Here is a 20394-nt window from a genome sequence, read left to right as displayed (position 1 = left end):
TGTTGGCTGCGCTTTGTCTGTTCATTGCCGGCATGGCGATTGCCGCGGAACGACCGAGCTTCGATCCGAAGCTCGGCGCGCAGCTCAGCCTTGAGCGAGAATTGGTCGATACAAGCGGCCGGAAGCTGACGCTTGGCGAGACGCTTGGCGGACGTCCGGCGCTTGTCATCTTCGGCTACGATAAATGCCCGAATCTTTGTGGCGTCACCCAGCAGGCCGTCGCATCCGATCTGAAGAAGACATCGCTTCGCCCTGCGGATTATCGCGCGCTGTTCATCTCGATCGACCCCGAAGAGACCTCCGCCGATGCCGCCGCGGCGCGGGATGACATCGCTTCCGCCGCAGGCCCGGCGGGATTGTCCGCCTGGCGTTTTCTGACCAGCAGCGAGAGCGCCGGCGCGGCGCTCGCCAACGAGGCCGGGATCACCTTCGACCCGCGCAAAGACATCGATCAGTTCGTGCATCCGATCGCAGTTATCGCGCTCACACCGTCGGGCCGAATTTCACAGGTATTGCCGGCCTTGACCTTCACGCCGCGCGATCTCCAACTCGCGCTGGTCGAAGCATCAGCCAACAAGCTCGGGTCGATTGCCGATCATGTCTTCCTGTTCTGCGCGGGGTTCGACAGTTCGAAAGGCCAGTACACTCCCGTAGTCTGGGCGGCGCTGAAAGTGGTCAGCCTGGCAACGGTGCTCGGCCTGGGAGCAACGGTGCTCTGGCAAATGCGGGGGAGGGCAAGGTGAGCTTCGGCGTTCCCTTCTTCCCGCAGGAAGCCTCGTCGGAAGCCGGCCATGTCGATGCGCTGTTTTATACGCTGCTCGTTTTCTCAGCCGTGCTCGGGCTGGCGCTCACCGGGCTGGTCGTCGGCTACGCGGTGAAATACCGCGTCGGGTCGCCGGCGGATCGCACCGGACAGCGTTCCCGTACCCTGTGGCTGGAGATGAGCTGGACCGTCGCCAGCCTGATCATTGCCTTCATCTTCTTCGGCTGGGGCGCGACGCTTTTCGTTCGCCGCGATCATCCGCCGGCGGACGCGCTCGAGATCACCGGGCTTGGCAAGCAGTGGATGTGGGAGTTCAGGCAACCCGGCGGCCAGCGCGAGATCAACGAGCTGCACGTTCCGGTCGGCAAACCGGTGGTCGTGTCGCTCGCCTCGCAGGACGTCATCCACTCCTTCTACGTGCCGGCGTTCCGCATCAAGCAGGACGAGGTGCCTGGACGCACGACCCATATCTGGTTCATTGCCACCGAGCCCGGCCGCTACCACCTGTTCTGCGCCCAATATTGCGGCACTCAGCATTCTGAAATGGGCGGCTGGGTGACCGTGATGGCGCCCGAGCAATATGCCGCGTGGCTGAACAGCCAGGGCGAAGGCGAGACGCTTGCCGCAAGCGGCGAGAAACTGTTTCGCGCGCTGGGCTGCTCCGGCTGCCATGGCGCGAGCAGCAAGGTGAGGGCGCCCTCGCTTGACGGCATCTTCGGCCGGCCGGTGGCGCTCGACAATCAGCAGACGGTGATCGCCGACGAGCGCTATTTGCGCGACTCCATCCTCAACCCGAAGAAGGAGATCGCGGCGGGCTACGAGCCGGTCATGCCGAGCTTCGATGGCCTGATCGATGAAGGCGAGCTGCAGATGCTGCTCGCCTATCTGAAGTCGCTTTCGCCTCAACCAACGGCCGGAGCCAAGCCATGACCAACGCGGCGATGCAGGGTACATATCTCGGCCAAAGCAGCGGCCTGCGGGCATGGCTTCTCACCACCGACCATAAGCGCGTTGCGTGGCTCTATCTCATCTCGCTAACGGCCTTCTTCTTCCTCGGCGGCGCGATGGCGGTGCTGATGCGGATCGAGCTGGCGACGCCGGCAGGCGACCTCGTCTCCGACGACGTCTACAACAGGCTGTTCTCGCTGCACGGCATCATCATGGTCTGGTTCTTCCTGGTGCCGTCGATCCCGGCGACCATGGGCAATTTCCTTTTGCCGCTGATGATCGGCGCGCGCGATCTCGCTTTCCCGCGGCTCAACCTCGCCAGTTGGTACGTCTTCATTTTCGGCAGCCTGTTCGCGCTGTTTGCAGTGGTGGCCGGCGGCGTCGATACCGGCTGGACCTTCTACACGCCGCTGTCGACGCTTTATGCCAACGGCTTCGTCTCGACCGCGGCCTTCGGCGTCTTCATCGTCGGCTTCTCGACGATCATGACCGGCATCAATTTCATCGTCACGGTTCACACGCTACGCGCGCCGGGGCTCACCTGGTTCCGACTGCCGATTTTCGTCTGGACGCTTTACGCCACCAGCCTGGTGATGGTGCTGGCAACGCCGGTGCTCGCCGCATCGCTGATCCTGATCGTGCTGGAGCGCGTGTTCGGCATCGGCATCTTCAATCCCGATCTCGGCGGCGATCCGCTGCTCTTCCAGCATCTCTTCTGGTTCTACTCCCACCCGGCCGTCTACATCATGATCCTGCCCGGCATGGGTGTGGTGTCGGAGGTGCTGCCCTGCTTCAGCCGCCGGCCGCTGTTCGGCTACAAGGCGGTGGCGATGTCGTCGATGGCGATCGCCGTCTTCGGCTTCCTGGTCTGGGGCCACCACATGTTCGTCAGCGGGCAGTCGGCCTATGCCGGCGTGGTGTTCTCGTTCCTGTCCTTCTGCGTCGCGATCCCGTCGGCGATCAAGGTTTTCAACTGGAGCCTGACGCTGCGCAAGGGCGAGATCAGCTTCGAGACGCCGATGCTCTATGCGCTGTTCTTCCTGGCGCTGTTCACCTTCGGCGGGCTGGCGGGGCTGTTCCTTGCGGCGTTGGCGGTCGACGTGCATGTCCACGACACCTACTTCGTCATCGCGCATTTCCACTACATCATGGTCGGCGGCATGGTGACGGCCTACATGGCGGGCCTGCATTTCTGGTGGCCGAAATTGACCGGCCGCATGTATTCGGAAACGTCGGGGAGGATTGCGGCGACCGTCACTTTCGTCGGCTTCAATCTGACGTTCTTCCCGCAATATGTGCTGGGCTTCGACGGCATGCCGCGGCGCTATCACACCTATCCGCCTGAGTTCCAGTTCTGGAACGTCCTGTCCTCGGGCGGCGCGGTGGTGCTGGCGATCGGCTATCTGATGCCCTTGTTTTACCTCGGCTGGTCGCTGTTTCGCGGCGCCCGGGCGCCCGACAATCCGTGGAACGCCACGGGGCTCGAATGGCAGACAAGCTCGCCGCCACCGCCGCATAATTTCGAGACCATGCCGGTCGTGACGCGACCGGCCTATGCCTACGACATGAAGGGGCTCGAGCACGAGCGCTTCAGCCCGCACCGGGAGGAAGCGGCGCGATGAGCGGCACCGAAAGCGTCGCTTTCGACACGCCCCAGCGCGAACTGCGCGCCGACACTTTTGCGATGTGGGTGTTCATCGGCTCCGAGGCGATGCTGTTCGGCGCGATTTTCCTGGTCTTCCTCGTCGCGCATATCGATTTCGGCCCGGCCTTCGCGGCGGCTTCCAAGCATCTTTCGCTGCCGCTCGGCACCTTCAACACGGCCGTGCTGATCACCAGCAGCTTCACCATGGCGCTGGCGCACAGGTTTACGCTGCAGAGACGTTGGCGCGCGACAATTTGGGCGTTGGCCGCGACCTCGGTGCTGGGTGTCTGCTTCCTGGTTGTGAAGGGGATAGAATACGGCAAGGAGATCAGCGAAGGTCTGGCCCCGCTTCTCGGCCTGCCGTTCCGCTATGCAGGACCGGATCCCGTGCACGCCCAGCTTTTCTTCGGCCTCTATTTCGCGATGACCTCGCTGCATGCGCTGCACCTGATCGGCGGCATCGTCGTCATCGCCGGCATGATCGCGCTCTGGCGGCCCTCCAGCCCTGCCAACCGGTTGCGCCGGGTGGTTGCCGTCGGCCTCTACTGGCACTTCGTCGACGTCATTTGGGTGTTCATGTTCCCCGTTCTCTACCTGATCAACCGATGAGCGAATTGCGCAAACTCACCTTCGGCTATCTCGGGCTGCTCGCGCTGCTGGCGCTGACGGTGGCTTCCTCCTTCCTCGATCTCGGCGGCTTCAATGTCGCCCTCAACCTGGCGATCGCGGCCGCCAAGGCGGTCCTGATCGCCCTGCTGTTCATGCATCTGACAGGCACCTTGCCGCGGCTCGCCGTCGCGGCAACCGGGCTTTGGCTCGCCATTCTTTTCGGGCTGACGCTGATCGGGCGATAGGAGAGCGGCGTCAATCGCGAGCGGGCACGCCGATTGGGACTGAGGTCCTGTCATCAAGCCGCAACAGGCCCAGCATCAACATGTGATCTTGCTCATAGTCTTCGGGCAGCATGATTGCGAATGAGGAACACGTCATTGGAGGTGAGCGATGCCCCTGTCCGCGGCGCTGAATGATGCCGACTTGGAATTCAAGTGCTTGGAATGTAACCATGCCTTCAAAAGGAAAGGGTCGTGGTTCAAGGTGATCTCGACCTTCAAATGCGAGGGCTGCGGAGCTGCGAACCGCATCGGGTATGCCGACAAATTGGCGTTGTTCGAAAAGCACTCAGCGGCGTTTGGCTGATCGCAAGCCGGACCGCGAAGGGCGGCTCGACAACTCGCCCGCTGGAGTGGCGTTAGTTGAACCGCCGCGCCTGGTCGACCTCTGAGAAATCGGCCCGGTGTTGCGTATTCGCTGCTCAATAAGCGAGCGGCCCGGCACGAGAACGGGGGAGCCCACGGGCCGGGCCTGACCGGCGGGGGCACGGACTAGATACAGGGCGCCGGCTGATGTTGTTATAACAAATCTCGATGGAGCCTCCGCCGTGCGAATGAACGACCGCTCTCAATAACACCGCCCCTGAATCACGGCCAAGCAAAGTGCCATACGGATTGTCGCGACTTCCGTAGAGCGGCCCAGCCACGCTCAGCATTACCCTGACCCAGTTGTTGCACATTGCATCGCGACGGCATCATAACGGTGCGAAAAATTGCAACTTGTCCCTCGCTTGAATGAAACATTTGCCGCCGATACCCCGTATGCAAAGGAAGCAGGGGGTAAAATATGCTGCATGAAGCCAACGGAGACTGCGCGCTAAAGCTGAGCGAAGACGAAGCGCGCCTCGCTGAGCGCTACCGCTTTCTTTGCGGCCAGCACGATGGGCTTTCCAGATGCGGCATAGCAGCCTGGGTCGGCGCGCTCGCGGGCGGTGTGTTTATCGTCTCGGCGATATTCTTTGGTGGCGGCGAACAGGGCGATCCTCTCTTTATATTCGGCATTGGCGTATGTTGTTTTCTTGCTGGCGGTGTCCTTTGGTTCCACGGGCGCCAAGCTGAGAAGCGTCGCTGGCAAGAGAAGAGGTCAATCGTCAATAAGTTTCGCAGCCGAGGACTCGGCATACAGCTGAACGGCCAAGTTCATCGTCTGTTCGGCTAGTGCGTTTCACCGTTTTCACGGAAACGGCGGAACGCCCTATCTCTTTGTTTTTTACGCAATTCCGGACGGAAAACCGCTCACACTTTTCCTGGAATTGCTCTAGCTGTTGAATGGCTGATGCGCAGCAATGAGGATCTGCGTTCTGCACAGCTGGGGTATCTTCGGTAAAATGATCGCGGCAGTTGCTACGGCGCCGTGTTGTGCGCTTTGAACGCCAAGCGAAGTTCGAGCGCCTCAGGGCTGGCGCTGCCTAGCTTGATGTCTCCGTTTTGTGAACCCCAGGCATAGGCAAAGTCGAATACAGGAGCCGGAGAGTAGGTGGCCCAGCGCGCGAAGATCTGCTTCGCCTGGTCCGGTGTCGGCAGTACATAGACGTCCGCAGCCGCTCCGGTACGGGTCTTCCAATTGCCGCCGCCGAAGGCCTGGTATACAGGCACAATCCTGTCGAGAGGGATGCCCGCGGCAACGGCTGCCTCGACCGTTCGATCGATGAAGTCCAAATCGAAAGCTTTGCCGCGGACCGGATATGGATCCAGGCCAAAAAGATCAATCCCGGTGTTGGCGGGATTAAAGGTATTCATGAAGGCGGGGGCTTCGAAAGACCCCATGTCCATCAAAGTAACAAATGTAACTGCCCCGGGGACATTGGCTCTGATCCACTCGGTCTCGGCCTTCAGGGCCGCCGGACTAACTGCTGGGGAATGGTATTTGCCGGTGATGTCCGGCTCATCGCAGAGGCGAAAACCGAACAGCCGCGGATTGCCGATAAATGGCTTCACCTTGGCAATGAAGCGTGGCGTCACGCCGCTGGATTCATTTAGCCATATCAGCCCCTTCATCCCTGGCGGCAAGGCATTGAGTTGCTCTACGGATTGTACATCGGCGAGGTCGAAGCCCGCGCTCGCGATTGCAGCGCCCGGCCCACCGGAGGTGTAGTGAAGCGTCTTGCCGTTTCCACTCGCAGACAGCGCCGATTGGCTGCAGATCAGCATCATGAGCAACGTCGATATGCACAGATTGCCGATGCGTGTGAACTTTGGCGACCAAGCTGTTGGCGCGACGGGTTCCGACCTGATGGATTGCGCGGCTCGAACCGCTGCGCCATACCCGCACGTTAAACTCGTCGGCATGCTCCAACTATCCACCAAATCGCCCCGCACCGGTCTCCTTTTTAGGCTGTACGGAAAAATTCGGCTTCATCTGTTCGATCGATGGACCAGCCTCGAGGCGGAGCTGCTGCCAAGCCAGTATAGTGGTGGCATCCATGCAATCATCTATGCGCTGCAGATCCAGATGCTGGCTATTTCAGCGCCGTCTTCATGGGCGCCGACGTCGACCAGTCGCGCAATCTGACGAAGTCGGTGACGGTGGAGTAGGCATTACCGGCGAACATTGTCGCCGGTAATGCCTGCTTTGCGGAGCTTGCAGGCTCCTATCGACGGCGATCTTATGGCAGGTACGCGCTAGACCGCCAGAGCATGCCCGTCCTAGACCACAGCGAACGAGCTCGCCGTAACCGCAAGATGCGGGGAAAGGGCGGCGAACTGAATCTGAGCTGCGCCGCCTGCGCCGTCACTGTCAAAGTAGAGCGCTCCGGTCGTGCTGTTGTAGACGATATGATCGGTGCTGTCGTGAGCGGCGGTACCGGTATAGAAAGCACTGCTTGCGAGCGCCCCAACGCTGAGCCCTTTGAAGACGGCGTCATCCAAGTGGATCTTGTCCACAGACGGGCTGAAGTCGGTAACCGTGGCAACATTGCTCTTGCTGAGGGTGCTGTTGAAAACGAAGGTGTCGTGGCCGCCATTGCCGGTCAGCCAATCGCCGCCGCCGCCGCTCTTTATGACGTTGTCGCCGGCATTTCCGATGATGTGCTGACGCAGTTCGTTGCCGGTCAAATTGATTGCCGTCGTGCCGGCATCCTTCTGGGTACCGAGGACCTCAATCGACGAGCCGGCAGCAAGCGCATAACTCACCGACGTCCACACCCTGTCCTGGCCCTGGCCAGCGGCCTCGACCACCTTGCTGGCGGCATTGTCGACATAGAAGTCGTCATTGCCCCCATAGCCCGCCATCGTGTGTGCGGCGTTGTCGGCCGGGCGTAAAACGTCGTTGCCGCTGGTGCCTTTTATGTCGGCGATCGGGGCCGTGACGGGAGGTGGGGTTGTCGTGCCGCTACTGGTGCCAGTGCTACTACCAGTACTGGTGTTGGTGCTGGTGCTGGTATGGGTGTTGTGATCCAGGAAAAACGCCTGCATCGACGACGTGTTGCCAAGCGAGGTCTCGCCATTTTGCGAGGACCACTTATAGGCCATGTCAAAGGCTGGCGACGGGACGAGCTTTGCCCAATGGTCCATGATGGTCTGTTCCTGGGCGGTGGTAGGCATCACATAAGACCCGCCCGTATTGGTCGACCACCCGCCGCCGCCAAACGTCTGGAACACAGGAATGATCGCACTCTGCGGAATGCCCGCCTTCTCCGCTGCAGCGACGGCTCTGTCGATGTAGTTGAAGTCGACCGCGGTCGAGCGCACGGGGTAGGGATCGAGCCCGTAATAGTCGATCCCCGTGTTGGCGGGATTGTACGTGTTGGTGTAATCGGAGGCCGTGAACGACCCCATGTCCATCAGCGTAATGAAAGTTTTCGCACCCGGGAAATGAGAGTGAATCCAGTCGGATTCAGCCTTCAGATTCGCAGCGCTGACCTGTGTGTGGTATTTGCCCGTGGGGTCAGGCTCGTCAGTGAGATAAAAGCCAAAAACCTTGGAATTGCCGAGGAGGGGCGTCACCTTGTCTATGAAAGACTGGGTCACCCCGCTGCTTTCGTTGAGATATATCAAAGCCTTGGTGCCGTCAGGCAGCGCGTTGACCGATGACGCGTACTGAAGGTCGATCAAGTTGAAGCCATTAGCTATGGCGCCGGAGGCGGGGGCGCCATAGGCGTAATGCATGGTAGCCATGCGAACATCCTTCTTCTGATTGATAAGCGCCCCACCCCCTGCCTAACCGAGAGGGTACATTAGCGCCAAATCAAATACGGAAATATGTTGATAGAATGATTGATCGAGTACTTTACCAGCACCAAAAACGCCTAATCTTACAGTGATTTGCATCGAATTTCGGTGTTCGATGATGCATCAAATTAGCCGGGGATAACACGATTCCGTTACTCAACCTTCAGGCCACAAAGACCGACGATGCGGCGAGCGAAACGCTGCTGGAACCAAAACAACCCGATACCGGTAGAATCATTGATGCTGGGCACAGAACACAGCAATAAGGAAACGGTTGTCAGGATCAATTCCCGGTTTTTTGGGAAAACTTGAAATTTTCTCGGGTGTGCCCAGTGCGAGGCACTCCCTTTTTTCGAGCGAAGGACACTTCGCTTGAGTGCTCTCTTCCTCTAGGCATTTTGCTAGGAACGTATCTTCGTCGATAGCTCGTCAGATCCGGGGTTCTGCGATCAACCGCGTTCGCCGAACTTGGACTTGAGGAACGGTTGAACCGACGCAATTCAAGCTGAGGCCTTGTCACCGGCTCAGAGGCAGCCGAGCCTCGAATCCCCTCGCCGAAATGGACATTCAATTCGCGCTCCGACGCAGCCGCGCGCACCCCGAGATCGGTCCGCTCATTCAAACGGACGAGGACATTGGGCAAGCCTGCCCGTACCGTGAACCTTGGCGCAAAACATGTATCTGAGTAGCGAACCAGGATCATGGAAGCACGAAGAAATGCTGACCAGTGCACGCGACCCAAGTCAGACGGGCGGTCGGGGGAGACAGCATGAATCCGCATCTTGTGTGTGTTGGAGGCGAGGACCACGCCTTCAGGATTCCGTTTTTGCTGTCGCTGCGTCAGAAGGGCTTCCAAGTCACTGCGGTGTCGAGCGGTCCGGATACAGCATTCTCGCAGCACGACATTCCGCATCGTCGCTACGGCTTCGACCGATTTTCCAGTGGGAGTGGAGGCGCCGTAAGGACGATCAGAAAACTGATCTCGGACCTGCGCCCGGACATTGTACAGAGCTTTGATACCAAGCCTAATCTCTTGACGCCGTTGGCGATAAGGGGGGCCGTTCCGGTCATCCGCACCATCAATGGTCTTGGCTGGACGTTTTCTTCCCGTGAGCCGAGGGCCATGGCGCTGCGCCCGATCTTCTCGGGGCTGCAGTGGCTTTCGTCGCGCTGGACGGCTGCCACGGTTTTCCAAAATCGTGATGACAAGGCGTTCTTCGAGCGCTACCGGCTCATCGGGCGCGGGACTGGTCGCCTGATCTGCAGTTCCGGCATCGACATCGATGGCTTTATCAGGGCAAGACAGAGCGCTCCGTCATCGCAGGCGATGCGCGAGCAGCTTGGGCTGTCATCGGCTGAAGTGATCATTTTTGTCGGCCGGCTGACGCGCGAGAAGGGCATCCCAACGCTGCTTAAGGCAGTACCCCGCGTTCTTGAAAAAAGGCCGAATGCGCGTTTCGTGCTTGTTGGTCCATGGGAATCCGAGGGGCCGTTCGCCGTCGACAAATCGGAAATCGAACGCCATTCCCCTCATGTCATTGTCCTGGGTCCACGGCGCGATGTTCCTGCCCTTCTTGGCATGGCGGATTTGTTTGCCTTTCCGACACAATATCGGGAGGGAGTGCCACGCGTCCTGCTCGAGGCGGGATTGGCTGGGCTGCCTATCGTGGCGTCAGATATGCCGGGTTGCAACGAAGTGGTCCAGCCCGGTTGGAACGGATACCTGGTTCCGCCTGGCGATGCCGAGGCATTTGCTTCCAGGATAAATCAAGTCTTGGCAGACCGCCCCACCGGGGCGGCCATGGGCGCTCGTTCCATCGAATTCGTCAAGCAGCATTTCGCGCTGCCGCTGGTGGTCGCCCAGTATTGCGATCTTTACCGGCATATTCTTGATGCCAAAGCCGTTGGCGCCTCAGTTCAGGCCTCGCAGACCGAAAAGAATGCCGCATTTGGTCCGTTGGGCGAGGTGCGCCAATGATCCGAGACGTCCTGTTGGCCGGCGGCGTTGCAATGGCTTATGCATCGCAACTCGAAATTCCAGGCGCGCCGTTCGGAATCAGCGAATTGTTGCTGGCGGTTTGGATACTGATTTCGATTGGCCGCGTACTTGCCGGTGGTCGACTTGAAGCCACGCCGGCCCTGTCGATTTTTGCCGCCCTCTGGGGGATCATGGCATTCGCTCTCGGGCTAGGCATGATTGTCGGCATGCTTACGAGCGTTCAGTACATGGACGCGCCGGTTCACGACATGATTGCCTATCTGTTGCTGGCATTCGTTACATGTCTGCTTGCGGCTGATCCTCAGGCGGATCGCCATCTGCGTCGCACCGCGTGGTGGGTGATCGTCATTGCGAACGCGTGTTTTGTTTTCCAGCTGGCGCTTGGATTCGGCTTACTCCACCAGTCCGGAGTGAACCCTTGGTTTTGGGACAGGTTCACAGGATGGTCGGACAACCCAAATCAACTGGCACTTTATTGCGCGCTGTTCGGTCCCCTTGCACTATACCTTTCAATGACAACAAGTAATATGATAGCCAGGACATTTGGCATAGTAAGCATTGTTCTCATAGTATACGTCGGACGATTGACTAAGAGCGATACCTATCTATTGACAATAGTGATAACCGGTTTGGTTTTCCTGATGTTGCGCGTCCGGAGATGGGTCGCGGTTGGCGGAAGGGTCACTCTTGGTCGTCAAATCAGCCTTTTGCTGTTGCTTGCTTTGGTCCCTCTTGCAATCTCCGCAACACCCTATGTGCTTGCGGAAACGAGCACTGTTGAAAATTTCGCCAAGAGCCTGACCAAAGGCGAGGGTGGTGAGGCGACAGCCGAGACAGCCAATCTGCGCATCAATATCTGGACCAATGCTCTGGGCAAGGGGTTGGGGTCAGCTTCGCTGGGCCTCGGCCCGGGACCACATGTCGACAGATCTGTCGTGACCAAGGAGTTTATCGACCTGCCTTTCGAGGCTCACAGCACGCTACTGGACTTGTATACTCAAGGAGGCATTCTAGCGGTTCTCGCCCTGTTATGGATCCTTGGCCTCGCGGCCATCTCTGCCTGGCGTGCAAAGCTCGACGCTCTGGTGGCACTTGCGTTGTCGATCGGCATCTTCGGCTTCCCGCATTTGGTCATTCGCCACCCGATCGTTTGGTTCTCGATCACACTTTGCCTCGTAGCCGGGCAGCCCAAGTTTATCGCGGCAACTGCAGGAGCGAGGAGCCGTTGATATGTGCGGAATCGCCGGGATCCTTCTTGCGCCAGACTCGCCCAGCACAAGGCCGCTCGCAGCTATAGCGCAGATGACAACAGCCCTCCGTCACAGAGGGCCCGACGGCGAAAGCTTCTGGAAAGATGTGGAGGCTGGTATCGCTTTCGGCCACAGCCGCCTGGCAGTCGTGGATTTGTCGGAAACCGGCGCCCAGCCCATGCGCTCGGACAGCGGCCGGTACGTGATCACCTTCAATGGCGAGATATACAATTTTCGGGACTTGCGCCGAGAGCTTGAGGATGCCGGCCACAGCTTTCGCGGAACATGCGATACGGAAGTTGTGCTTGGGGCCGTGGAGCAGTGGGGGCTCGAAGCTGCGCTTAAGCGATTTGTCGGCATGTTCGCGTTCGGATTGTGGGACGCAAAAACGAGAGCTCTTCATCTGGCCCGCGACCGGATGGGGGAAAAGCCGATCTACGTCGCCCCGACCCGCCATGCCCTGGTTTTTGGCTCCGAACTCAAGGCCATTCGGTGTTTCCCGGATTTCCGTCCAGAACTCAATCCCAGCGCCGTAAGGGCTATGCTGTCGCAAGGTTGGGTGCCGGACGACAGTTGTATCTGGCGCGGCGTTTTCAAATTGCCGCCGGGATCGGCCCTATCCTTAACTGCAGCGGATTTCGCAAAAGCGCGCCGTACGGGAACCGTTCGAAACAAAGTTCGATTCTGGTGGTCGTTGGCAGACGTCGCAACGAAGGGCCGGCAAGACCCGATCGTCGGCAGCGACGAAGATTTGACGAATGAACTCGATCGGCTGCTTCGGCTTTCTGTTCGAGAGCGCATGTGCGCGGATGTGCCGCTCGGCGCCTTCCTGTCGGGCGGCGTAGATAGCTCGACCGTAGCCGCGCTAATGCAGGTCCAATCCCGAAAATCTATTCGCACTTTTACGATCGCCTTCGGGGAGCACGGATTCGATGAAGCTCCTCATGCTGCTGCGGTCGCTCAGTACATAGGCAGCGATCATACAGAGCTGCACCTTTCCCCTGCTTCCGCGCGCGATGTCATTCCGGAATTGCCCAGTGCCTGGGACGAGCCGTTCGCCGACGAATCGCAGATCCCCACTCTGCTGGTGGCGCGACTTGCTCGCCAGCACGTCACTGTAGCGCTGACGGGCGACGGAGGCGATGAATGTTTCGCCGGTTACGCTCGGCATCTGATGGCGGCGCAAGCAAATCGGCGTCGTCGGTTGCCTTCGTCGCTGCGTGGTTCACTTGCCGCAAGCATCGGGCTTGTGGCGCGCGCCACCCGTTACGATTTTTTTGGCAGGCTGCCACTTTCAGCGCTCTTCGGCCATGCGTTGCGCGGTGATCGGCTGGAGCGATTGGCTCAATTGCTCGCCGCTTCGGACCAGGAAGAACTGTACCAGCGTCTGACAGGGTCATCGACGACAAGCCTGACCCGATTTGGCCACCGGGCGTCAACTCGGCGAACTCCGCGACTCGACGATTTGCTGTCCCGGCTCCTCTACAACGATATGGCAGGATATCTGCCCGGCGACATCCTGGTGAAGCTGGACCGCGCCAGCATGGCGAACGGGCTGGAAGGCCGCTGCCCGCTGCTCGACCATCGCGTCGTTGAATTCGCCTGGCGGCTGCCACCGGATGCAATGGTCCGCCATGGACGAGGCAAGTGGCTGCTTCGACAGTTGTTGCATCGCTACGTTCCCCGGCGGCTGATAGATAGGCCTAAGCAGGGCTTCGATGTTCCGATTGCGGTCTGGTTGACAGGACCGTTGCGTGCATGGGCGAGTGACCTGTTCGCCGACATGCGCCAGTCAGGAGATGGGCTTCTGGACATCGATAAGGTCCAGACGTGCTGGCGCGATCATGTCAACGGAAAGCGGGATCATTCCCGGGATCTTTGGGCAACATTGATGTTCCTGGCATGGCGCGCCGACGCCAACCGGCTTCCAGTGCCCACGAGACAGTCGCGCATGCTTGAAATGACGGGAGTTTAAAATGGAAGGTTCGATAGCTAGGCGAACAAAGCTACCGCGCGCCACAGAGATGCGCGTCGAAGTGCGAGAGCCCAATCCGCGCATGCGGCGTCCGCTACGTGACCCTCGAGAAGACCTGACCCCTTTCGGCCAATTGTTGGTTACCTTGGCGGCGCGCAAATGGTTTTTGGTCGCAATGGTCGTTTTGGGCGGTGCGGTTGCGGGTCTAGCCGGCTTCGCCCGGCCGGCGCTGTATGAGGCCACCACGCAAATCATCGTCGACAATCCGACCAGAAGCACTCCTCAGCCGACGGGCGGTCAGGATATGCTCGATACCAGCATTGACAACCATCTGACGATGCTGGCCTCGCAATCTCATCTGCGTCGGGTAATAGACGCAATTTACAAGGCAACGCCCGATCGGCAGGCCAACCTCAATGGCGCCGCGGCGCAAAACGCCGCTTCCCCAGCCGAATCGCAATCGTTTGCAGGTGCATTCTTGGCCGGGATTTGGCCGGATCACGCTGACATGACCCCAGAGGGCAGGGAGGCTGCGAGGCTGAAGGCGTTGAGGCGCTACGTCAGGGTCGGGCAGGAACTGCGATCGCGAGTCATTACCATCGGCTTTACCGATCCGGATCCCGTCCGGGCGGCATTCGTGGCCAACACATTCGCGCAAGTGTATGTCCAGGATCTCGCGCGGACTGCTCAGGCCGCTGATAGGTTGGAGCTCGAATCCGTCGTTGCTGCGCTGCCTGGCGTGCAGTCCGATCTCGCGCAAGCCACCGACCGCCTTGAAAAATACCGGCTAAGTCACGGGACTGTCGACCAGGGTGCCGTTGACAATGCTGTCCGCGACACGGCCGAGCTTAATCAGCAACTGTCATTGTCTCGCGCAAACCTCTCCACAGCCGAGGCCCGTGTTCAGCATATTCAAGAATTGCAACGGTCCGGTGCCACGAAGGCCACGCTTGCGAGCGCAATCGGATCGCCGACGCTGAGCGATCTAATAGCCCGGCAGGGCGGCGCCGCGGCCGATGCGGATCTGAATGTTGCGGTCAAGCGCGAAATCGAACAGAGCATCGAACGCATCAAGTCGGAAGCCGACATCTATCGCGCGCAGGTTTCCGCTCTGGAGGCGCGCAAGAATGTGCTTGACGCGGTCGTAGCCGACACGGCAGGCAGGCTTTCCGGGCTTCACGCATTGGAGCCGGCAGTCACCATATTGACGCAGCGGTACAATGATCTTCTGAACAGGCAACAGGATTTGAGGAACCGCATCGCGGTTCCGTCTGCGGGAGTTTCGATAATTTCGGCGGCATGGCCACCGAGCAACCCGAAGAGCCTTTCACCGATCTTCCTTATCCCGCCGGGTATGGTCGTATTCGGCCTCATCGGGGGCGTCTTGGTTCTCTTGAAAAATCGCATGAGCCGTACAATGCGCGGTGAGGCTGAGGCAGAAGCAGTGCTCGGCTTCCCTTCCGTTGGGCTATTGCCCAGGACATCAAGAGCGAGTGCGAAGCGCTTGCAGACCCTCACTCTAAGCCAGAAAAATTCCGCCTACGGCCGCGCTGCATTGTCCCTATTGATCAATGTGGCACCCGAACCGGCCCCCGGACGATCGTCGCAGATGGTGCTCGTCACTTCCAGCGATAAAGGTGATGGGAAAACAGAGCTGGCATGGAGCTTGGCGCTCTCGGCCACACGCCTGGGCAGCAATGTCCTGTTCATCGATCTTGACCCGCAGGATAAGCAACTGACCAACGACTTTGTGCGCGAATTCAGCATTTCCAAGCCGCATAAGTCGTTTGCGGATTATGTGAGGGGCCGCTGCGAGTTAGACGAGGCTGTTGTGAGCATGCCCGGTATCGGCATCGATTTCATGGCCGCACCCATAGTTTCGGACGATCTTTTGAAGCTGTTGGTCGACGTCGATGTGCCGCGACACTTCGCGGACAAGCTGGGCGCCGTGTACAATCTCGTCATTCTCAACGGGCCGCCAGGGTTGCACGGTCCGGAATCCCGACTGCTCAGCGGTTGGGCAGATGCCGTTATCTTTGCTGTCCGGTGGGCCAAGACACCGCGCAGTGTCGCGCGCGGTATTCTGGAATCGCTGCAGCCTGATGGTTCGAGATCCGCTCCGGTAGGGATTGCTCTCACTGGAGTAAATCTCAAGCAGCACGCCAAATATCATTTTGGGGACAGTGGCGATCTTCTGCTGTTCGGAAAACGATAAAGCCCTCAAGCCCACTGGGTCGCGAGAAATGATTATCGAACTCTTTGGACCGCCTGGTGCTGGTAAAGCAGTCTTTGCCCATGCGCTTGCCAAATCGTTGCGTGGGCAGGGCTACGCTACGAAGGTGGTCTTCAGTCACAAAGCAAGTAGAAGGTCAAGAAGTGTAGATCTCGGGATATTTATGTTCATCTATAGAGTATTTTCTGCAATATTTTCAACTGCAAAGCTGTTCTTCTATACGTCGGATTTGATAAAATATCTGTCGATATCGTCGTCGATGCTAAAGGCGATTGAGCCAAGGAAATTTATTTGGCGAGCTCGGGTCTGGCAAAAAATCATAAACCTTTCCAATCGTTGGGACCAAGCGCGACAGTGCAGAGAGATTACAATATTCGACCAGGGATACGTGCAGGCTGTTGCTTCACTGTCGATTTTTCACGGGTGCGTCGACAACGTTGCGATTGCAAGAGCGCTGAAGGTCACTCCTACCGCGGATTTTACCTTGCGAGTGGTATTGCCTCGTGCAGCAGCCGAGGCGCGGTTGCGGGAGCGGATGATGCAAGCGGCTCCGGCCGAACGCATTCTCGATGCGGATTTCGAAGCGAGCATGCGAGCTTTCGGAGTGTTTCAAAATATCAACGACATCCTTGTGGCAACCGACAGGAAAACAATCTCCGTTGAAACCCTCGACGACCGATCGTTGTCGAAAAGCGTTGAACTCGTCAGCCGCAAGATCGCCTTCAAGATGGCCCGCGATCAGGTCACTCCCATGTACCGACATCAAGTTGTCCACTCATCGCAGCCGCTGACGGTAGACAATGCCTACCTTGATGACGGCGTGGATACCATAACAATACAGAACCCCGTAAATTCCGCAGCTGGAAGCGATGCGGTAACGCTCGGGAAGCAAGAAATAAACCGTAGCCTGGGCTATGCCACCGTTTTTGCGCTCATGATCTATGTGACCGGGGCAGGTCTAACCAGCCTGGCGCAATTGCTGATTGCTCGTATCGTAGGCTCTACCAGCTATGGTATCTACTCCTACGTCCTTTCAACCACATCGGTGCTCGCATATCTCGCAACCCTTGGCTTCAACGTATCGTTGTTGCGCTTCGTATCTGCCTATAGGGCCCAGGGGCGCCTGGACCTGGCCCACGGCATAATCAGATTTGCCTTTCAACGCTCGTTGGCAGTGGCGTCTCTATTCGGCTTGGCAGGGGCGACCTACATCTTTCTGTCTTCGTCCTCACACAACAGGGAACTTGAGATCAGCCAGCTCTTGGGTATGGCCGCCGTTCCGCTGGTCACGACTTCAGCCTTGGGCGCGGCTCTCATCCGTGCCTTCGGCGGCGGTGTTTCTGCCCTTCTGCCAGAACGCATTGTGCGTGATGGACTGCTGCTCACATTGCTAAGTGCCGCCGCCTTGTCCGGTTCGTGGACTCTGAATGCACCGTTGGTCATGCAAGCGGTGCTGACGAGTTCGGCCGTAACAGTCGCATTCGTCTTTGTCCTGTTGGCAAGATTTCAGCCGCCGGGTTTACGACATGCTGAACCTGCCGATGCATCCAAGGATTGGTGGTCGGCGGTCCCCCCTATCATGCTGATGGCGGGTCTTGACGTCTTCATCAACAGGGCGGGGGTAATGGTGCTCGGCTGGACCGGCCACATACGCGACGCAGGCATTTTCGCCCTGGGGCTCAATGTCGCGTTGCTTGTCGGTCTCTCGTTGGTGGCCGTCTCTACAATGTTCTCGCCGACGGCAGCTACGCTTTACGCAAAAAACGACCGAAGAGGTTTGCAAGAGCTGTTTTCACGAGCTGCCCTGCTTTCCTCCGGTGCCGCAATAGCAATGGCAATCCCGTTGCTCTTGATTGTTCGGCCGCTTTTAAGCTGGTTCGGTGAGGATTTCGGAACTGGAGCACCGATCGCGCGGGTGCTGATGCTCGGCTACGTATTCGTGGCCCTGTGCGGACCGCAGCTCAATCTCTTGACCATGACCGGAAACGAATGGGCGGCCGCTGTGACGATGATCCTCGGGGCAGCTTTTGGTGTCGTCGGCTGTGCCATAGGAGTAGAGATCTACGGTCCGCTGGGCGCAGCAATAGGGCTTGCGCTTGCCCTGGTCGTCTGGAACGTGGCCATGGCGATTTATATTCGCAAGCGACTGAAGATCACGCCCGGACTGATCTACGCGATCACGTCCTTTAACAGCCGCACGGTCGAAAGCACCCAGCGGACTTGGTTCTTGCGCTGACTCGATGCTCTGGGATTGGTGACCGACGACAGACCCCGGCTGGCGCGATGTGATCCATTCTAGCGCAGGCATCAAGGTACGCACGGATTGGCTGGCTTGCGTATCGGCGTCTCGATGAAACGCCGAACGAAAAGAGACGCAGAGAATGCCTCGTTCTTGCCGATCAGCGAGGCGAGCGCGTTGAGAGGGATGTGAACAGGGCGCCGACAGAGCCAGGCGACGCCAGTGAGCCGATCGCGCGGGTCTGAGTGAGCAGCGCGAACTGCCGGCAATCTACGCTGACACGAGCGTTTGTTGCTCCGTCTCAGGGTCCGTCGCGCTTCCATGAAAGTGTCGATACCATTCGACGAAACGGGCAACGCCATCCTGGAGCGTGGTCGCCGGCGCGAAGTCTACGGCCCGGCGAAGATCGCCTACATCGGCGCGCGTCTCGAGAACATCACCTGGAGGCAAAGGCACATCCCTCCTGAGAGCTTTGCGACCTACGGCTGTCTCTATAATCGCGATTAGCCTATTGATCTCCTCTGGCCGGTCATTGCCAATGTTGTACAGGCGATATGGGGCTGAGCTGGTGGCTGGATCAGCCGCGTGACCGTCCCAATTCTGGTCGGCACACGGTGGCGTTGCGAGTATTCGAACCACCCCTTCGACGATATCGTCGATGTAGGTAAAATCTCGCCAGACACGGCCGGCATTGGACACCTCGATCACGCGTCCCTCGGCGATGGCGTGGGTAAACGCGTAGACAGCCATGTCGGGCCTGCCCCATGGTCCGTAGACGGTGAAGAACCGCAATCCTGTCACCGGCAAGCGAAATAGATGACTATAGGAATGCGCCATGGCTTCATTCGAGCGCTTGGTGGCGGCATAGAAGCTTATTGGATGGTTAGCGCCGCCATGTTCGGAAAAAGGTATGGTTTGGTTGGCGCCGTAAACCGAACTGGACGAAGCGTAGACCAGATGCTTGATATCGAAGTGCCGGCAACCCTCTAGAACATTGAGAAACGCCACGATGTTGGACTGAACATAGGCATGCGGGTCGACAAGAGAGTAACGAACGCCCGCCTGGGCAGCCAAGTGGACGACATATTGCGGTTGAAAGTCGGAGAACAAAGCTTGCACCAACAATCGATCCGCCAGATCCATACGCATTGGAGTGAAACCTGGCTCGGCGCAGAGGTGCGCAAAACGCGCTTCCTTGAGCTTTAGATCGTAGTAGGGCGTGAAATTATCCACGCCTATGACCCGCGCACCGTGACGCAAAAGCCGCGATGCCACATGAAACCCGATAAAGCCTGCGGCGCCGGTGACTACAACAGGACCTTTTCGTGCCAGCTGCATAACCGCCATGTCCGGACTGGATCGACCGGCTTTCGTTCCTGTTGAACTGGATTTGTCAGGTTGTGCGTCAAGCATGCCCGCGGTCTTGGAATTATGTCCGGCCATGACGAATTGCCCCGCTTCGAAATTTTTGCATCGAGATCGTCGGCTTATATCTGGATCAGGCAGGAACGCGCTCGCACAGACGCAATGCCAAACCAACATACCGGACACGCGCCGCCTCGCGGTCGAGGCGGCACTATCACGGCAATACGGAAATTCGTCCGAGCAGAGCTACCAGCTCACCCTGGCGCTTGGTTTCTGTTTTGGCAAAAAGCGAGGCAAGCTGGGACCGGATCGTGGTGCGGCTGAGATGCCAGCTGCGGGCGATTTCCAATGGTGCGTCCCCTTGAGCTAACCTCATGGCAAGCTGAGTTTCAGCGCTCGTGAGGCCGAACATCTTTTGCAATGTCTGCGGATTAGCCGAGGACCGGGTCTCCCGGTCTAACAACGCGACGATACTTGTTCCGTCGGGCGCGATCACTCCGCCCTCATTGAGTATCACCGGCCGATCGTCAGTGGTGCGGATCACCACCCATGACAACGAACCTGGCAGGAAGTTGGTTGGAACGTTCGCGACCAGCCGCCTCAGCGCAGCCGTAAGCTCCGGAGCCGTGCCGGCCGTCTCACCCTGTCGTTCAAAGGTGCTTTGAGCGGCAATGTTCCACTCCACCACCTTTTTCTCGCGATTGAGGACCAGGAAGCCACAGCCAATGCGGTCCAGCATGCCGGTGACGGATTCCAGGCTCCGACGCTTTGACGCGCATGCTGTGCCCTGCCTGTCCGACGTGTAGCGTGCCAGGCGAGCGACACTGCCGTAAGCAGTGCTCAATTCAATATGGCGCTTATTCGCAACGGTATCGTTGTGCCTATCAATGAAAGACATTGCCTTCCCACCCCTGTTG

General features: G+C 58.8%; 16 protein-coding genes. 12 read left to right on the top strand and 4 right to left on the bottom strand.

Features of this window, described 5'->3' with window-relative positions:
• Positions 1 to 2: 2 nt before the first annotated feature.
• The 6 genes from LB520_RS10590 (at position 3) to LB520_RS10565 (ending at position 5405) form a co-directional block, all read left to right on the top strand.
• On the top strand, positions 3 to 743 hold the full coding sequence (locus tag LB520_RS10590; protein WP_224637460.1) for an SCO family protein: 741 nt from the start codon (positions 3 to 5) through the stop codon (positions 741 to 743).
• Positions 740 to 1693, top strand: a complete 954-nt coding sequence (gene coxB / locus LB520_RS10585; RefSeq protein WP_224637459.1) for a cytochrome c oxidase subunit II — start codon at positions 740 to 742, stop codon at positions 1691 to 1693. The genes LB520_RS10590 and coxB overlap by 4 nt, the downstream gene beginning before the upstream one ends.
• Positions 1690 to 3333 carry a cytochrome c oxidase subunit I gene (gene ctaD, locus LB520_RS10580; protein WP_224637458.1) on the top strand — a complete coding sequence of 548 codons (1644 nt, stop codon included), beginning with the start codon at positions 1690 to 1692 and terminating at the stop codon, positions 3331 to 3333. The genes coxB and ctaD overlap by 4 nt, the downstream gene beginning before the upstream one ends.
• Positions 3330 to 3965, top strand: coding sequence for a cytochrome c oxidase subunit 3 (locus tag LB520_RS10575; RefSeq protein WP_224637457.1), 636 nt, complete (start codon positions 3330 to 3332; stop codon positions 3963 to 3965). The genes ctaD and LB520_RS10575 overlap by 4 nt, the downstream gene beginning before the upstream one ends.
• A complete protein-coding gene (locus tag LB520_RS10570; protein ID WP_140543006.1) occupies positions 3962 to 4210 on the top strand; it encodes a cytochrome C oxidase subunit IV family protein in 249 nt (82 codons plus the stop codon). Before LB520_RS10575 ends, LB520_RS10570 begins: the two co-directional genes overlap by 4 nt.
• An 823-nt stretch (positions 4211 to 5033) precedes the next feature.
• Positions 5034 to 5405: a hypothetical protein gene (locus LB520_RS10565; protein WP_224637456.1), complete on the top strand. Its 372-nt coding sequence runs from the start codon at positions 5034 to 5036 to the stop codon at positions 5403 to 5405.
• A 185-nt stretch (positions 5406 to 5590) separates the two neighbouring features.
• Here LB520_RS10565 and LB520_RS10560 read toward each other — a convergent pair whose 3' ends face one another.
• Entirely contained in the window at positions 5591 to 6400 is an 810-nt protein-coding gene (locus LB520_RS10560) for a hypothetical protein (protein WP_224637455.1), read from the bottom strand.
• Here LB520_RS10560 and LB520_RS10555 point away from each other — a divergent pair.
• Positions 6399 to 6758 carry a hypothetical protein gene (locus tag LB520_RS10555; protein WP_224637454.1) on the top strand — a complete coding sequence of 120 codons (360 nt, stop codon included), beginning with the start codon at positions 6399 to 6401 and terminating at the stop codon, positions 6756 to 6758. The two genes, LB520_RS10560 and LB520_RS10555, sit on opposite strands and share 2 nt — an antisense overlap.
• Positions 6759 to 6892: 134 nt before the next feature.
• Here LB520_RS10555 and LB520_RS10550 read toward each other — a convergent pair whose 3' ends face one another.
• Positions 6893 to 8362: a calcium-binding protein gene (locus LB520_RS10550; RefSeq protein WP_224637453.1), complete on the bottom strand. Its 1470-nt coding sequence runs from the start codon at positions 8360 to 8362 to the stop codon at positions 6893 to 6895.
• Positions 8363 to 9185: 823 nt separating this feature from the next.
• Here LB520_RS10550 and LB520_RS10545 point away from each other — a divergent pair.
• The 5 genes from LB520_RS10545 to LB520_RS10525 are packed head-to-tail and all read left to right on the top strand — an operon-like array spanning position 9186 to position 18109.
• Positions 9186 to 10394, top strand: a complete 1209-nt coding sequence (locus LB520_RS10545) for a glycosyltransferase family 4 protein (RefSeq protein WP_224637452.1) — start codon at positions 9186 to 9188, stop codon at positions 10392 to 10394.
• Positions 10391 to 11644: an O-antigen ligase family protein gene (locus LB520_RS10540; RefSeq protein ID WP_224637451.1), complete on the top strand. Its 1254-nt coding sequence runs from the start codon at positions 10391 to 10393 to the stop codon at positions 11642 to 11644. The genes LB520_RS10545 and LB520_RS10540 overlap by 4 nt, the downstream gene beginning before the upstream one ends.
• 1 nt (position 11645) lies before the next feature.
• The gene (gene asnB / locus LB520_RS10535) at positions 11646 to 13640 is read left to right on the top strand and encodes an asparagine synthase (glutamine-hydrolyzing) (RefSeq protein ID WP_224637450.1); all 1995 of its coding nucleotides are present in this window, start codon (positions 11646 to 11648) and stop codon (positions 13638 to 13640) included.
• A gap of 1 nt (position 13641) precedes the next feature.
• Entirely contained in the window at positions 13642 to 15855 is a 2214-nt protein-coding gene (locus tag LB520_RS10530; protein WP_224637449.1) for a GumC family protein, read from the top strand.
• A 28-nt stretch (positions 15856 to 15883) separates the two neighbouring features.
• Positions 15884 to 18109 (top strand): lipopolysaccharide biosynthesis protein, encoded by a 2226-nt coding sequence (locus LB520_RS10525; protein ID WP_224637448.1) that lies wholly within the window; start codon positions 15884 to 15886, stop codon positions 18107 to 18109.
• Positions 18110 to 18382: 273 nt separating this feature from the next.
• Here LB520_RS10525 and LB520_RS10520 read toward each other — a convergent pair whose 3' ends face one another.
• Positions 18383 to 19450 carry an NAD-dependent epimerase/dehydratase family protein gene (locus LB520_RS10520; RefSeq protein WP_140839506.1) on the bottom strand — a complete coding sequence of 356 codons (1068 nt, stop codon included), beginning with the start codon at positions 19448 to 19450 and terminating at the stop codon, positions 18383 to 18385.
• Positions 19451 to 19691: 241 nt separating this feature from the next.
• Positions 19692 to 20375, bottom strand: coding sequence for a helix-turn-helix transcriptional regulator (locus LB520_RS10515; RefSeq protein ID WP_095768664.1), 684 nt, complete (start codon positions 20373 to 20375; stop codon positions 19692 to 19694).
• Between the last annotated feature and the right edge of the window lie 19 nt (positions 20376 to 20394).

This window comes from Mesorhizobium sp. CA12 (genome assembly GCF_020165255.1).
Lineage (GTDB): Bacteria > Pseudomonadota > Alphaproteobacteria > Rhizobiales > Rhizobiaceae > Mesorhizobium.
Note: the sequence above shows the minus strand (reverse complement) of the source record. Positions and strands in the feature narration are given on the sequence as shown.

Bases quoted from the DNA above. Each gene is read 5' to 3' on its own strand.
- ctaD (WP_224637458.1), top strand. From the start codon at position 1,690: ATGACCAACGCGGCGATGCAGGGTACATATCTCGGCCAAAGCAGCGGC.
- LB520_RS10575 (WP_224637457.1), top strand. From the start codon at position 3,330: ATGAGCGGCACCGAAAGCGTCGCTTTCGACACGCCCCAGCGCGAACTG.
- LB520_RS10570 (WP_140543006.1), top strand. From the start codon at position 3,962: ATGAGCGAATTGCGCAAACTCACCTTCGGCTATCTCGGGCTGCTCGCG.
- LB520_RS10565 (WP_224637456.1), top strand. From the start codon at position 5,034: ATGCTGCATGAAGCCAACGGAGACTGCGCGCTAAAGCTGAGCGAAGAC.
- LB520_RS10555 (WP_224637454.1), top strand. From the start codon at position 6,399: ATGAGCAACGTCGATATGCACAGATTGCCGATGCGTGTGAACTTTGGC.
- LB520_RS10560 (WP_224637455.1), bottom strand. From the start codon at position 6,400: ATGATGCTGATCTGCAGCCAATCGGCGCTGTCTGCGAGTGGAAACGGC.
- LB520_RS10550 (WP_224637453.1), bottom strand. From the start codon at position 8,362: ATGGCTACCATGCATTACGCCTATGGCGCCCCCGCCTCCGGCGCCATA.
- LB520_RS10545 (WP_224637452.1), top strand. From the start codon at position 9,186: ATGAATCCGCATCTTGTGTGTGTTGGAGGCGAGGACCACGCCTTCAGG.
- LB520_RS10540 (WP_224637451.1), top strand. From the start codon at position 10,391: ATGATCCGAGACGTCCTGTTGGCCGGCGGCGTTGCAATGGCTTATGCA.
- asnB (WP_224637450.1), top strand. From the start codon at position 11,646: ATGTGCGGAATCGCCGGGATCCTTCTTGCGCCAGACTCGCCCAGCACA.
- LB520_RS10530 (WP_224637449.1), top strand. From the start codon at position 13,642: ATGGAAGGTTCGATAGCTAGGCGAACAAAGCTACCGCGCGCCACAGAG.
- LB520_RS10525 (WP_224637448.1), top strand. From the start codon at position 15,884: ATGATTATCGAACTCTTTGGACCGCCTGGTGCTGGTAAAGCAGTCTTT.
- LB520_RS10520 (WP_140839506.1), bottom strand. From the start codon at position 19,450: ATGCAGCTGGCACGAAAAGGTCCTGTTGTAGTCACCGGCGCCGCAGGC.
- LB520_RS10515 (WP_095768664.1), bottom strand. From the start codon at position 20,375: ATGTCTTTCATTGATAGGCACAACGATACCGTTGCGAATAAGCGCCAT.